At 63.8% G+C, this 13134-nt stretch carries 12 protein-coding genes; 6 read left to right on the forward strand and 6 right to left on the reverse strand.

The window, feature by feature from the left end:
* Nucleotides 1-953 (forward strand): MBL fold metallo-hydrolase (locus tag ACESL8_RS06755; protein ID WP_372917132.1); only part of this gene is annotated, 953 nt, incomplete at its 5' end.
* On the opposite strand, the gene ACESL8_RS06760 is transcribed toward ACESL8_RS06755, so the two are convergent.
* Entirely contained in the window at nucleotides 950-1741 is a 792-nt protein-coding gene (locus ACESL8_RS06760) for a queuosine precursor transporter (RefSeq protein ID WP_372917134.1), read from the reverse strand. The two genes, ACESL8_RS06755 and ACESL8_RS06760, sit on opposite strands and share 4 nt — an antisense overlap.
* Nucleotides 1742-1836: 95 nt before the next feature.
* Between ACESL8_RS06760 and ACESL8_RS06765 the strand changes: the two genes are divergently transcribed.
* Both ACESL8_RS06765 and ACESL8_RS06770 read left to right on the forward strand, forming a co-directional pair.
* Nucleotides 1837-3105 carry a type VI secretion protein ImpB gene (locus ACESL8_RS06765; RefSeq protein ID WP_372917136.1) on the forward strand — a complete coding sequence of 423 codons (1269 nt, stop codon included), beginning with the start codon at nucleotides 1837-1839 and terminating at the stop codon, nucleotides 3103-3105.
* 309 nt (nucleotides 3106-3414) lie between these two features.
* Nucleotides 3415-4464 carry an NF038122 family metalloprotease gene (locus tag ACESL8_RS06770; protein ID WP_372917138.1) on the forward strand — a complete coding sequence of 350 codons (1050 nt, stop codon included), beginning with the start codon at nucleotides 3415-3417 and terminating at the stop codon, nucleotides 4462-4464.
* Nucleotides 4465-4583: 119 nt separating this feature from the next.
* Here ACESL8_RS06770 and ACESL8_RS06775 read toward each other — a convergent pair whose 3' ends face one another.
* The gene (locus ACESL8_RS06775) at nucleotides 4584-5915 is read right to left on the reverse strand and encodes an NAD(P)/FAD-dependent oxidoreductase (protein ID WP_372917140.1); all 1332 of its coding nucleotides are present in this window, start codon (nucleotides 5913-5915) and stop codon (nucleotides 4584-4586) included.
* Between the two features lie 154 nt (nucleotides 5916-6069).
* On the opposite strand from ACESL8_RS06775, the gene purL reads away from it, so the two are divergent.
* Nucleotides 6070-8229: a phosphoribosylformylglycinamidine synthase subunit PurL gene (gene purL / locus ACESL8_RS06780; RefSeq protein ID WP_372917142.1), complete on the forward strand. Its 2160-nt coding sequence runs from the start codon at nucleotides 6070-6072 to the stop codon at nucleotides 8227-8229.
* A 42-nt stretch (nucleotides 8230-8271) separates the two neighbouring features.
* Complete coding sequence (locus tag ACESL8_RS06785; protein WP_372917144.1) at nucleotides 8272-8661, forward strand: DUF4112 domain-containing protein; 390 nt, start codon at nucleotides 8272-8274, stop codon at nucleotides 8659-8661.
* Here ACESL8_RS06785 and ACESL8_RS06790 read toward each other — a convergent pair.
* From ACESL8_RS06790 to ACESL8_RS06805, 4 genes are read right to left on the reverse strand one after another with little or no spacing between them, the layout of a single operon-like run.
* Nucleotides 8642-9046 (reverse strand): phosphate-starvation-inducible protein PsiE, encoded by a 405-nt coding sequence (locus ACESL8_RS06790; protein WP_372917146.1) that lies wholly within the window; start codon nucleotides 9044-9046, stop codon nucleotides 8642-8644. The two genes, ACESL8_RS06785 and ACESL8_RS06790, sit on opposite strands and share 20 nt — an antisense overlap.
* 21 nt (nucleotides 9047-9067) lie before the next feature.
* The gene (gene nadC, locus ACESL8_RS06795) at nucleotides 9068-9880 is read right to left on the reverse strand and encodes a carboxylating nicotinate-nucleotide diphosphorylase (protein WP_372917196.1); all 813 of its coding nucleotides are present in this window, start codon (nucleotides 9878-9880) and stop codon (nucleotides 9068-9070) included.
* Between the two features lie 10 nt (nucleotides 9881-9890).
* On the reverse strand, nucleotides 9891-10883 hold the full coding sequence (gene nadA, locus ACESL8_RS06800; protein ID WP_372917148.1) for a quinolinate synthase NadA: 993 nt from the start codon (nucleotides 10881-10883) through the stop codon (nucleotides 9891-9893).
* On the reverse strand, nucleotides 10883-11782 hold the full coding sequence (locus ACESL8_RS06805) for an MBL fold metallo-hydrolase (RefSeq protein ID WP_372917198.1): 900 nt from the start codon (nucleotides 11780-11782) through the stop codon (nucleotides 10883-10885). Before ACESL8_RS06805 ends, nadA begins: the two co-directional genes overlap by 1 nt.
* A 110-nt stretch (nucleotides 11783-11892) precedes the next feature.
* Between ACESL8_RS06805 and ACESL8_RS06810 the strand changes: the two genes are divergently transcribed.
* The gene (locus tag ACESL8_RS06810; RefSeq protein ID WP_372917200.1) at nucleotides 11893-13131 is read left to right on the forward strand and encodes an NAD(P)/FAD-dependent oxidoreductase; all 1239 of its coding nucleotides are present in this window, start codon (nucleotides 11893-11895) and stop codon (nucleotides 13129-13131) included.
* Nucleotides 13132-13134: the final 3 nt, after the last annotated feature.

The following is a 13134-nucleotide window of genomic DNA, read 5'->3' on the forward strand; positions in this document are numbered from 1 at the left end:
TACCGGGAGGCTCCACCATGCACACACGCCGACAATTGCTCGCCATGGCATCCGCTGCCGCGCTGGTGCCGCGCCAACTCGCCGCCCGGCCGCTGCCCGATCAGCTGGTGCTGCTCGGCACTGGTGGTGGGCCGACTCCGAAGGCGTTGCGGGCGGCGCCGGGGATGGCGCTTGTCATCAACGGGCAGTTGCACATCGTTGATGCCGGCAACGGGGTGGCGCGGCAGGCGGTGTTGGCGGGGTTGCCGCTCAAAGCCCTCGCGCATGTGTGGATCACGCATTTGCACAATGATCATGTGGCGGATGCCTTCACCCTGCCGTGGCTGGCGTGGAGTGGGGCGTTGACGACGCCGGTGACGGTGCATGGGCCGCGGGGCATGGGGCGGATGGCGCGGGATTGGTTGCGGTTTGCGCGGGTGGATATCGAGACGCGCATGGCGGATGAGGGGCGGCCGGATTTGCGCAGGCTGCTGCGGGTGGAGGAGGTGCAGCCCAAGGCTCAGCAGATTGTGCTGATGGACGCGGGCGGGCTGAGGGTGACGGCGGCGCGGGTGGAGCATCCGCCGTTGGTTGACTCGTTTGCCTATCGTTTTGATTGGGCGGGAAAATCTGTGGTGTGGTCGGGCGATACGCGGCCGTGCCAGGCGCTGATTGATCTGGCGCGCGGGGCTGATGTGCTGGTGCACGAGGTGATGTATTTGCCGGCGATGGAGCGGCTGATCGCATCGGAATCGAACGCGCCGAGTTTGCGGGCGCATCTGTTGGCCAGCCACACGCTGGTGGAACAGGCCGGCGAGATTGCGGCGGCGGCGGGGGTGAAGACGCTGGTGCTCAGCCATTTCGTGCCGGGCGGCGATGCCAGCGTGACCGATGAAATGTGGCAGGGCGCGGCGGCCAAGGCCTTTGCCGGGCGGATCGTCGTGGGCCGCGATTTGCAGCGGCTGCCGCTTTAAACCCGCGTCTTGAACGGGGTGAAATCGGTGTTGGTGTCATAGACATCCACGCCCTCCACCCGCTTGAACCAGCCGACAACGGCATAGGTGACGGGGGTGAGCACCACTTCCCATAGTACTTTGAGCACATAATTGGTGGCGGCGATCAGAGCCACGCGTTCAATTGGCCAATCAGCCTGGCCGAGGAAGGCGAGCGGGTAGAAAATCAGGCTGTCCACCCCCTGCCCCACCACGGTTGAACCGATGGTGCGCATCCACAGGTGGCGGCCCTGGGTGAGCAGTTTCAGCCGCGCCAGCACGAAGCTGTTGGTGAATTCGCCGGCCCAGAACGCCAGAATCGATGCGATGAAGATGCGGGGCGTCTGCCCGAACACGGCGGCGAGCGTTTCCTGCCCGCCCCACCCCGGCGCCGGCGGCATGGCGACGACCACTGCGCACATCAGGGCGGTGAAGGCAGATGCAGCAAAGCCCACCCACACCACGCGGCGGGCACGGGCATAGCCATAGACTTCGGTGAGAACGTCGCCGAGCACATAGCCCAGCGGGAAAAACAGGATGCCGGCGCCGAAAATGAGCGGTTCCGCGCTCCACGGCAGGGTGATCGCGGCCTGTTTGCCGGCGCCGATCAGATTGGAGCAAATCAGGATGACGGCAAAGGCCGCCATGCAGAAATCATAATAGCGCAATTGTCGGCCGCCGAGCGCATCGGCGGAAACGGCGCTGATGCCGGCAGGTTCGTGTGCCGCGGCTTGCGCCAGCAGGGCGCGGGTATCGGGATCGGTCGACATGAGCGGTAGCATACATGCTGGTTGCGTGCGCGGAAGGTGCCGGATGACGCAGTAAATTTGTTCTTTATTTGTTCTGTTTATGCTATGGATGGTGCATGGCCGATTCGTTGCCCTTGCGCTGGCTCTATCTTGATCTCAACAGCTATTTCGCCAGCGTTGAGCAGCAACTGAATCCGGAACTGCGCGGCCGGCCCGTGGTGGTGGCGCCGGTGATGACCGACAGCACCAGCGCGATTGCGGCCAGCTATGAGGCCAAGGCCTATGGCATCCGCACGGGGACGAAGATCTGGGAGGCCAAGGCCCTGTGCCGCGACTTGGTGGTCGTGCCGGGCCGGCATGATGAGTATGTGCGCTTTCACCACAAGATGATCGAGGAAGTGAACCGGCACGTGCCGGTAACCAACGTGTGTTCCATCGACGAGGTGGCGTGCCGCCTGATGGACAATGAAAACAGCCCAGCTGCGGCCGCCGACCTCGCAGCGGCGATCAAGGCCGGGCTGGCCGCCAATGTGGGAACGTGCCTCACGGCCTCCATTGGCGTTGCATCCAATCGGCTGCTGGCCAAGATGGCAGCCGACATGAAGAAGCCCGACGGGCTGACCATCCTGACCGACGAGGTGCGCCGCGCCCGGCTGGAGCGGTTGCCGCTTTCGGACATTCCGGGCGTGGGCCGCGCGATGGAAAAGCGGCTGGCCGCCGCCGGGCTGGTGACGATGGCGCAATTGCTGGCGATGAGCGCCGGCGAGGCGAAACACGCGTGGGGCAGCGTGTGGGGCGAACGGCTGCACCGGCTGCTGCAGGGCCATGAAGTGGCTGATGTGCCCACCGTTCGGCGCAGCATCGGGCACAGCCATGTGCTGGGGCCGGAAAAACGCCCCCTGCCCATCGCCCGGCTGGTGGCGCGCCGGCTGGCGATGAAGGCCGGCACCCGCCTGCGCCGCGCCGATAGCCGCGCCGGCTGGCTGGGCCTGTTCGTGAAGGGCGAGGCGCGCGGCACCAAGTGGAAAGCCGGGGTGAAGCTGCCGCAAGTGATGGATTCGATCAGCCTGGTCGAAGCCGTGGAGGGCCTGTGGGCGCGCATGGCTGCCGAATTCCCGCACCGCCGGCTGCTCCAAGTGGGTGTGGTGCTGGCCGAATTATCGGCAGCCAGCAGCGCGCAGGCTGACCTGTTGGATGGCGATGCGCTGCTGGGCGCGCGAACCGACCAGCGGCGGCTGGCGCTGAGCGCGGCGATGGACAAGATGAACCAGCGTTTCGGCCGCGATGCGGTGACGCTGGGCCACGATGCCGACGGTGCCACCCGGTCACGCGGGCCGGCGATCGCCTTCACGCGAATCCCGGAGCTGGCGGAGTTCCACGAATGATCGGTTGATGGCGCGCCTGAGGGCTATACGGTTTATGATGAACTTATTATTTTCAACTTAATTTTACCGTTGCAGCTGCCATAATGTGCATCTAAGCGAGAAATTCTGTAAAAGTATCTTTTGGGGGGCCCCATGATTTATCGTTCGATCGCTGCTGCTGCGCTTGCAGCTGCTCTTCCTGCATCCGCGCTTGCGCAAGGCCATCAGCACACCACGACCTGCGGACACCAGTTCACCGAGCATCAGGGTACTCTCACCGTTAACTCCCGTCAGCTGTCGGCAAATGCTGCCAGCCAGTCTTCACCGGGGATGACGTTCATCTTGAACGATCTGGGCGGCGTTGGCGCCGGCACCCAGGCGCTCGCGGGATTTCAGATGGCCGCTGGCATGTGGTCCAAGGTATTGAAGGACCCGATCAGCATCAGGCTCGACGTGCGCTTTGCCGCGCTTAACCCGGGTGTCTTGGGATCGACTGGTTCGACCACCAACACGGTCAATTATACCGGACTGCGCGGCTTGCTCGCAGCCGACGCAACCTCGTTTTGGGATGGCCGCGCCGTTGGCTCCCTGCAAACCGGTCCGCTGTCGTTCATCTCCAACGAACCGCCGTTGGCTGGCGCCATTGATTCGCGCCTGCGTTTCCTCGACAACAACAACAGTTTCGATAACAATAACATCAACATCAACACCGCGCAGGTGAAGGCACTGGGCTTGGCTCCGGTGTACAACGTAAACAGCAACCCCAACGGCCGCGACGGATCGGTATCGTTCAGCACTGATTTTACGTGGGATTTCGATCCGACTGACGGCATCACGCCCGGTTCCTTCGATTTCGTTGGTGTTGCCGCTCATGAAATTGGCCACGCATTGGGTTTCCGGTCGGGCGTCGATCTGGCCGATGCCAACGCCTTGCCAAACCGTGCTGGGCCCAACGGCGCCCGCGGTCTCAACAATATCGCCTGGGGAACAGTGCTTGACCTGCAGCGGTATGGCAGCTTCGGCGGCAGCCCCACGCTGGATTGGTCTATTGGCGGCACTTCGTGCTTCTCGGTCAATGCCGGCCAGAGCTGCCTCGCCAGCCTGTCCACCGGCAGGTTCAATGGCGATGGCCGCCAAGCCAGCCACTGGCAGGACGACATCATCACCGGCAACCTGCCGCTGGGCATCATGGATCCGACGGCGACCGGCCCGGGCGGCATCCGGCCGTTCATGCAGATCTCGCGCTTTGATCTGATTGCTTTCGATACCATGGGCTATGATCTGGGCGTGCCGGAACCGTCGAGCTGGGCGATGTTGATCGCCGGCTTTGGCCTGACTGGTGCTGCAATGCGCCGGCGTCGCCGCACGGTTGCTGCCTGAACTTGACCATGCAACGACAAATTGCGCGGCTGTCGGAAACGGTGGCCGCGCTTTTTGCTGCCTCTCCAACGACGTTTATCCGCACCGTCACCAGTTGGTGCCGAGCGGGTTCGCGAACCTCAGTGCAGCTTGAGCTTTGGCCGCACCACCTGGTTCACATGACCCATGAGGATCAGGAACAGGCCCTTCAGCCAACCGTGAATGGCGATCAGGTGCATCCGGTAAAGCGATGTGTAGACAAAGCGTGCCAGCCGGCCTTCGATGGCCATCTTGCCGCCGACCAGATTGCCCATCAAACTGCCTACGGTGGAATAGCGCGCCAGATTCACCAGCGCTCCATTATCCTGATAGATGAAAGCTTTGAGTGGCTTGCCGGCGACGGACGCCTTTATGTTGGCAAACACCGTTAGCGCCATCTGGTGCGCGGCCTGAGCGCGCGGCGGGATCGGCCGCGCTTCGCCGGGCGGCGTGTAGCTGGCACAATCACCGATGGCGAAAATGTTGTCGTCAAGCGTCGATTGCAGCGTGTCACGCACCAGTAGCTGGTTGGTGCGCGCGTTTTCCAGGCCGCCGATCCCACTGAGGAAATCGGCACCCTTCACGCCCGCCGCCCACACCTTGATATCGGCCGGGATGATGGTGCCATCCTTCACGTGAATGGCATCGGGCGTGGCTGCCACCACTTGGGTATTGGCAAGCACCCTGACGCCAAGATTTTCCAGTTCGGCATGCGCGGCCGCCGCCAGTTTTTCCGGCAGCAGCGGCAGGATGCGCGGCCCGGCTTCGAGCAGCACCACTTCGAGCCGCTTGCCGTCAAACACTTCAAGGCCATAAAAGCCCAGCGCATCGGCGGCGGAATACAGTTCCGCCGCCAGTTCGACGCCGGTGGCGCCGCCGCCGACGATCACCACTTTCACCGTGGCGTCACTGCTCGCATCGGCCACCATTGCGCGCGACACGCGCAGGCACTGGTTGAGCAATTTACGGCGGAAACGATCGGCATCGATGCGGGTTTCAAGCGCGAGGCAATGGTCTTTCACGCCGGTGATGCCGAAATCATTGGATACGCTGCCAACCGCGAGCACCAGATAATCATAACGGATACGGTGGCGGCCGATCACTTCGCTGCCGTCTTCATCCTTGATCGGCGCGATGACCACCTGCTTGGCTTCGCGGTCGATGGCTTCGAGAGCGCCGTCGAAATAGCGGTAGCCCCAGCGATAGGCGTGGCCGCGATAGCCGACCTCATCGAGATTGGCATCAAGGCTGCCGGCGGCAACTTCGTGCAGAAGCGGCTTCCATATGTGGGTGGGGTTGCGATCGACGAGGATGATATCGAAATCATCGCGCGGGAAATGCGCGCCAAGTTTGGTCACCAGCTCAAGACCGCCGGCACCGCCGCCAACGACGACAATCTGCGTTTTTTTCCCGTCTGCGCGCGTGCGTGACATGGCCGCCCTTCAATCTGTTGCACCGCGTCATAGCGGGGGCGCGGTGATTGCGGAAGATGGGACAGCGCCCCGGTAGCCGGCAGGCATCTGCGGCAGCACAGATTTGCCGCTTGCCCGCATGACAAATGCGCGCCGCCCGGCTATGCGCGCGTCCATGAGCAGCATCACCGCCGAAATAGTCGCAACTCATGGCTTCACGCCAGAGGAATATGACCGCGTTCTTGCTGCGATGGGGCGCGAGCCCAACCTGCTCGAACTCGGTATCTTTTCGGTGATGTGGTCGGAGCATTGCAGCTATAAATCCAGCCGCATGCATTTGGCCAAGCTGCCGACCCAAGCCCCGTGGGTGATTTGCGGCCCGGGCGAGAATGCCGGCGTAATCGACATTGGTGACGGTGATGCCGCCATTTTTAAGATGGAAAGCCACAATCACCCCAGTTTCATCGAGCCTTATCAGGGCGCGGCGACCGGCGTGGGCGGCATTTTGCGCGACGTGTTCACCATGGGCGCGCGCCCGATCGCCAATCTGAACGCGCTGCGGTTTGGTGACATCGATGCGCCCAAAATGCGCCACCTAGTGAAGGGTGTTGTTGCCGGCATCGGCGGTTATGGCAATTGCGTCGGCGTGCCTACCGTGGGCGGCGAGACAATTTTCCACCCGAGCTACAACGGCAACATAATCGTGAATGCGATGACAGTGGGCATCGCCAAAGCAGACAAGATTTTTTATTCCGCCGCTGCCGGGGTGGGCAATCCGGTGGTGTACGTCGGCAGCAAAACCGGGCGCGACGGCATCCACGGCGCCACCATGGCCAGCGCCGAATTCGATGAAAACAGCGAGGAAAAGCGCCCGACCGTGCAGGTTGGCGACCCGTTCACCGAAAAATTGCTGATCGAAGCCTGCCTGGAGCTGATGGCATCGGATGCGATCGTGGCGATTCAGGACATGGGCGCCGCCGGGCTGACCAGCTCGGCGGTGGAAATGGCATCCAAGGGCGGCGTGGGTATCCGCCTCGACCTAGACAAGGTGCCGTGCCGCGAAACCGCCATGACGCCGTATGAAATGATGCTGTCGGAATCGCAGGAGCGAATGCTGATGGTGCTCAAGCCCGGTGCCGAGGCTTTCGCGCAGGCGATTTTCAAGAAGTGGGAACTGGATTTCGCGGTGATCGGAGAAGTGGTCGATGGCGGCGATCTGACCATGACCTTCCATGGCGAAATGGTGGGCCGCATCCCGCTCGATCCGCTGGCCGATGCCGCGCCGAAATATGACCGTCCGCACGTGCCGACGCCCAAGCGCGCACCACTAGCCGATGTGCCGCAAAGCGCCAGCATCATGGGCGACCTCAAGACGCTGATCGGCAGTGCCGATCTATGCTCGCGCCGCTGGATCTGGGAGCAATATGACAGCCAAGTCGGCGCCGACACGTTGCAGCGGCCAGGCGGTGATGCCGCGGTGGTGCGCGTGCACGGCACCCGCAAGGCGCTGGCCATCGCCACTGATTGCACGCCGCGCTATTGCTTTGCCGATCCGTATGAGGGCGGCAAGCAGGCGGTGGCAGAGACGTGGCGCAACATCATCGCCGTGGGCGGCAAGCCGCTGGCGATCACCAACTGCCTGAATTTTGCGAGCCCGCAAAACCCGGTAATCATGGGGCAATTGGTGGGCTGCATCGAAGGGATGGCCGAGGCTTGCCGGGCGTTGGATTATCCGGTCGTGTCTGGCAATGTCAGCCTTTACAACGAGAGCAGGGCAACTGGCGGCGGCAACGCGATCCTGCCGACGCCGGCCATCGGGGGCGTGGGCCTGCTGGTGGACTATGACAAGCAGATGGACCTGGCCTTCAAAGCCGAAGGTGACGTGATCTGGCTGATTGGCGGAGCGGGCACGCATCTGGGCCAGTCGCTGTGGCTGCGCGAATGCCATGGCCGCGAGGATGGCCCGCCGCCGGTGGTCGATCTGGTGGCCGAGCGTGCGGCCGGCGAGCAAGTGGCGGCGCTGATCGAAGCGGGCACGGTCACCGCCGTGCACGATCTGTCGGATGGCGGGCTTGCCGTGGCCGTGGCTGAAATGGCGATGGCAAGCGGGCTGGGGGCGACTTTGGAACTGGCGCTAGACGCTGCGGCGGCTTTCGGCGAGGATCAGGGCCGTTACCTCGTGACCGCGCCAGCCAGTGTTGCCATCGCCGGCGCCGTGCGCATCGGCACGGTTGGCGGTGACGCGCTGGTGCTGGGCGGCGACAGCGTGACACTGGCCGAGCTGAAGCGCATCCATGAGGCTACTCTGCCGGCAATGATGAAGGGCGAAATCTGATCCGCTCTTGAATGCTGTAACACAGGGGCCAGATTGGCGGGCATGAACCAAGCCCGATTCAATGCCGTCACCGCCCGCCTGCCCCGCACCGATGCTGCATCAGCGCTGGTGCGCATCGAACGGCTGGAACGCCTGCTGGAAGGTGCGATCCGTATTCCCGGCCTCTCGCGGCGCATCGGGCTTGATGCCATCATCGGCCTGGTGCCGGGGGTGGGTGATGCCGCATCCGCCGTGATGGGGCTGTATGTGGTGTGGGAGGCGCGCAATTTGGGCCTGCCGCGCTTCACGCTGCTGCGCATGATCGGCAATGTCGGCGTGGATGCGGTCATCGGCAGCGTGCCGGTGGCGGGCGACCTGTTCGATTTCTTCTTTCGGTCAAACACCCGCAACTTGAAATTATTGCGGCGTCACCTCACCCGCGCGGCAACCTGAAGCGGATCAGGATGGTCGCCGCCACCGCGAGCAGCAGGATGGCGGAGGCTTCGAAGATGATCGATTGCGGCGCCATTTCCTTGCCCTGCAGCACGATCAGCCGCGCCAGCGCGGTGATGGCAATGAAAATCGGATAGATCACTGGCGCCTGGCTGTTGGCATAGAAGGCTGCGACCATACCGATTACTTCGGTATACAGGAACATCAGCAAGATATCGGCGAGATTGATGTTCTGTGCCTGCCAGACGCGCACCAGTTCGAGCGCGACTGCGCCGAGGGTGAGCACGGTGATGAGGAACAGCAGCCCGCGCTCGACAACGCTGAAGGCGGCAAGCGCGCGAGCGCGATCGGTGGGACTAAGGCCATCGCTGGGTTCCGGTGTCATGTGAGCAGCATAGCGGGAGGGTCAGGCGAAATCGAGGCCGATATCGGACGCAGGCGCGCTTTGGGTCATGCGGCCGACGCTGATGTAGGTGACACCGGCTTGCGCGATGGCGCGGATGGTGTCGAGGCGGACGCCGCCCGAGGCTTCGGTGGGAACGCGGCCGGCGATGAGGGCGACGGCGGCTTTGAGCGTAGGCACGTCCATATTGTCGAGCAGCAGGCGATCGGCGCCGGCGGCCAATGCCGGCTCGATCTGGTCGATGCGGTCAACCTCCACCACCACGCCGGTCAGCCCGGCCGCCTTGGCAGCGCGCACCGCGGGTTCCACGCCGCCCGCCACCGCGATGTGATTGTCCTTGATCATCACGCCGTCATCCAGCCGCAGGCGGTGATTGGTGGCGCCGCCCATCCGCGTGGCATATTTTTCGAGCGCGCGCAGGCCGGGCAGGGTTTTACGGGTGTCGAGCAGGGTCGCCCCGGTGCCGGCGATGGCATCAACATAGGCGCGAGTAAGCGTGGCGATGCCGGTGAGATGCTGCACGGTGTTGAGCGCCGAGCGTTCGGCGGTGAGCAGCGCGCGGGCGTTGCCGGCGATGCGCATCACATGGGTGCCGGCCGGAACGGCATCGCCATCGACCGCCAGCAGGGTGATGGTGCAGGCAGGATCGAGCGCGCGGAAGAAAGCCGCCGCCAGCGGCAACCCGGCCAGAACCGCGCCATCGCGGCTGTCCATGATCGCCGTCAGTTGCGCGTGGGCCGGGATGACGGCGGCCGACGTGATGTCGCCGCCGGTGCCCATGTCTTCAGCCAACGTGGCAGCGACGAAGGCTGCCATATCGAAACCGTCAATCACCGCGCACCGGCACGGATGATACATTGCCCGCCATTTCCAGCATGCGATCAAGGCTGCGCTTGGCGCGCAACCGCACATCTTCAGGGACCTCGATCTGCGGCGTCAGATCGCGCAGCGACAGATAGAGTTTTTCCATCGTGTTGAGCGCCATGTACGGGCACATGTTGCAGCCGCAATTGCCGTCTGCGCCGGGGGCGCCGATGAAAGTCTTGTGCGGGGCGGCTTTGCGCATCTGGTGGATGATGTTGGGCTCGGTGGCGACGATAACGGTCGGCTCGGGCGAATTCAGGGCATAGTTCAGGATGCCGCTGGTGGCGCCGATATAATGCGCCAGTTCAAGTATGGGCGCCGGGCATTCTGGGTGGGCCAGCACGGGCGCCGCCGGGTGCTGCGCCTTGAGCTTGAGCAATTCCGTCACCGAGAACTTTTCATGCACTATGCAGGTGCCATCCCACAACAGCATGTTGCGGCCGGTCTTGCGGTTCAGCCAGGCACCCAGATGCTTGTCGGGAGCGAACAGGATCTTCTGATCGGCGGGCAGCTGATTGATGATTTTTTCGGCCGAGCTCGACGTTACGATGATGTCGCTCTCCGCCTTCACCGCCGCCGAGCAGTTGATGTAGGTGAGGCTGATATGATCCGGATGGGCGCGGCGGAAGCGGGCGAAGGATTCGGGTGGGCAGCTGTCTTCCAGCGAACAACCGGCCTTCAGATCGGGCAGGATCACGGTCTTTTGCGGGCTGAGTATCTTGGCAACCTCCGCCATGAACTTGACGCCGCAGAACGCGATGACGTCGGCGCTGGTTTCCGCTGCTTTGCGCGACAAATCGAGGCTGTCACCGACGAAATCGGCGATGTCCTGGATTTCGGGCGCCTGATAATAATGCGCGAGGATGACGGCGTTACGCTGCTTACGCAGGCGGTTGATCTCCGCCTTCACATCGATGGCAACGCCGCCACCGAGCAGGTTCAATAGCGCGTCCATCACGCTTCTCCCAACACGTGCCAGTTGTCGCCGGTGCGGCTCACTTTCCCGCGCCGCTCCAGATCGATCAGATGCGCCAGCACGCTGAGGCCGGCGGCGGGGTGCAGGCGTTTGTCGACCATGGCGTACATCGCCCCCACCATCTGCGGAACCGTCACCAACCCTTCGCCAATCGCGCGTACCACCTGCGTCTCGCGCTGGCGGCGATGGCCGAGGAGGTGCTTCACGAAGCGCTGCGGTTCGGTGACCGCTTCGCCGTGGGTGGGGTGATAGATAGCGTCGTCGCGGCCCAGCAATTTCTGCAAGCTGGCCATGTAATCCGCCATGTCGCCATCGGGCGGCGCGACCACGGTGGTGCTCCAGCCCATGACGTGATCGCCGGTGAACAGCGCCTTTTCTTGCAGAAGTGCAAAACACAGATGATTGCTGGTATGACCGGGCGTCGCCACGGCGGTGAGGGTCCAGGCCCCGTCACCTTGGCCGCCGGAAACGCTGTTGCCATCGGCCATTACCGTATCGGGAGCATAGCTGGCATCAAAGCCGGCATCGGCGCGTGGGCCATCCTCGCTCAGCACCAACGGCGCGCAGCCGACGATGTGTGCCCCGGTCGCGGCTTTCAGCGCCGGGGCGGCGGGGGAATGATCCATGTGGGTGTGGGTGATGACGATGTGCGAAACGGTGTGACCGGCCAGCGCGTCGATCAGCGCGCGTATATGCGCCGGATCATCGGGGCCGGGATCGATCACGGCCACCGTGCCGCCAGGCTCGCCCACCACAAACGTGCCGGTGCCGGTGAAGGTAAATGGCGACGGGTTCTTCGCCAGCAGCCGGCGCACCAGCGGCGAACGCGGTACAAGCAGGCCGTAGGCGGCGGTGTCGGGGTGGTTGGCCATATCCATGAACGTCATGTGGCAGCGCGCTCCCCGGATGTGAAGGGGTTCTTCCGCAACAACCAGGCTTGGCAAGGCCGCAGCGTTGCCGCATGCCAGTGCCGATACGGGAGGACGTGATGCGCTTTGATGTGGTGATTGTGGGCGGCGGGCACGGAGGGGCGGCACAGGCGGCGCAGCTGCGCCAGCGCGGCTTTGCCGGCAGCATGGCCATCATCACCGCCGAACCCGAACTGCCTTATGAACGCCCGCCGCTGTCGAAGGACTATCTGGCCGGCGAGAAGAGTTTCGAGCGCATGCTGCTGCGCCCGGCTTCGTTCTGGGCCGAACGCAATGTCGAGGTGTTGACGGACACGCAGGTGATCGCCGTGGATCCGGCCGCGCATCGGCTGACAACGACCGCGGGTGATGTGGGTTATGGCCAGTTGGTGTGGGCGGCGGGCGGTGATGCACGGCGGCTGAGCTGCCCTGGCAACGATCTGCCCGGCCTGCATGCGATCCGCACCCGCGCCGATGTCGATGCGCTCAAGGCCGATCTGAAGCCCCAATCGCGCGCGCTGCCAGCTCGCGTGTTGATTGTGGGCGGCGGCTATATCGGGCTGGAATCCGCCGCCGTGCTCAGCAAGCTAGGGCACAGCGTGACAATTCTGGAGGCGCTGGACCGCGTGCTGGCGCGGGTGGCGGGACCGGAATTATCCGCCTTTTACCAAGCCGAACACGCCGCCCACGGCGTTATCATCGAAACGAGCGCGCAAGTGGTAGCTTTGGCAGACGTCGGGGGCGGCGCCAAATTGGCAACGCTGGCGGATGGCCGGGACATGACCGCCGATGTGGTGATCGTAGGCATCGGCATCGTTCCTGCCGTCCAGCCGCTGCTCGATGCCGGCGCCGAGGGCGGCAACGGAGTGTTGGTGGACGATCACTGCCGGACCGCGTTGCCAGATGTGTTCGCCATCGGCGATTGCGCGCTCCATGCCAACGCCTTTGCCGGCGGCGCGGAAATTCGGTTGGAATCGGTGCAGAACGCGGCAGACATGGCGGCCACGGTGGCCCGGGTCATCACCGGCGATCCCGCGCCGTATCTTGCGGTGCCGTGGTTCTGGTCAAACCAGTATGACCTGCGCTTGCAGACGATGGGGCTGAGCCACGGCCACGACAAAACGGTGCTGCGCGGCGATCCGGCAACGCGCAGTTTCTCGCTGATTTACCTGAAGGAGGGCCGCGTCATCGCGCTGGACTGTGTCAACGCCGCTCGCGACTATGTGCAGGGCAAGGCGCTGGTGGAGCGCGGCGTGGCGGTGCCGGTGGCCGCGCTGGCTGATGCCGCGACACCGCTGAAGAGCTGGCATCCGGCCTGAGGG

It is taken from the genome of Sandarakinorhabdus sp. (assembly GCF_041689835.1).
Taxonomy (GTDB): domain Bacteria; phylum Pseudomonadota; class Alphaproteobacteria; order Sphingomonadales; family Sphingomonadaceae; genus Sandarakinorhabdus.

Bases quoted from the DNA above. Each gene is read 5' to 3' on its own strand.
- ACESL8_RS06765 (WP_372917136.1), top strand. From the start codon at position 1,837: ATGGCCGATTCGTTGCCCTTGCGCTGGCTCTATCTTGATCTCAACAGC.
- nadC (WP_372917196.1), bottom strand. From the start codon at position 9,880: ATGGCAGCCTTCGTCGCTGCCACGTTGGCTGAAGACATGGGCACCGGC.
- ACESL8_RS06810 (WP_372917200.1), top strand. From the start codon at position 11,893: ATGCGCTTTGATGTGGTGATTGTGGGCGGCGGGCACGGAGGGGCGGCA.
- purL (WP_372917142.1), top strand. From the start codon at position 6,070: ATGAGCAGCATCACCGCCGAAATAGTCGCAACTCATGGCTTCACGCCA.
- ACESL8_RS06805 (WP_372917198.1), bottom strand. From the start codon at position 11,782: ATGGATATGGCCAACCACCCCGACACCGCCGCCTACGGCCTGCTTGTA.
- ACESL8_RS06790 (WP_372917146.1), bottom strand. From the start codon at position 9,046: ATGACACCGGAACCCAGCGATGGCCTTAGTCCCACCGATCGCGCTCGC.
- ACESL8_RS06785 (WP_372917144.1), top strand. From the start codon at position 8,272: ATGAACCAAGCCCGATTCAATGCCGTCACCGCCCGCCTGCCCCGCACC.
- nadA (WP_372917148.1), bottom strand. From the start codon at position 10,883: ATGGACGCGCTATTGAACCTGCTCGGTGGCGGCGTTGCCATCGATGTG.
- ACESL8_RS06760 (WP_372917134.1), bottom strand. From the start codon at position 1,741: ATGTCGACCGATCCCGATACCCGCGCCCTGCTGGCGCAAGCCGCGGCA.
- ACESL8_RS06770 (WP_372917138.1), top strand. From the start codon at position 3,415: ATGACGTTCATCTTGAACGATCTGGGCGGCGTTGGCGCCGGCACCCAG.
- ACESL8_RS06775 (WP_372917140.1), bottom strand. From the start codon at position 5,915: ATGTCACGCACGCGCGCAGACGGGAAAAAAACGCAGATTGTCGTCGTT.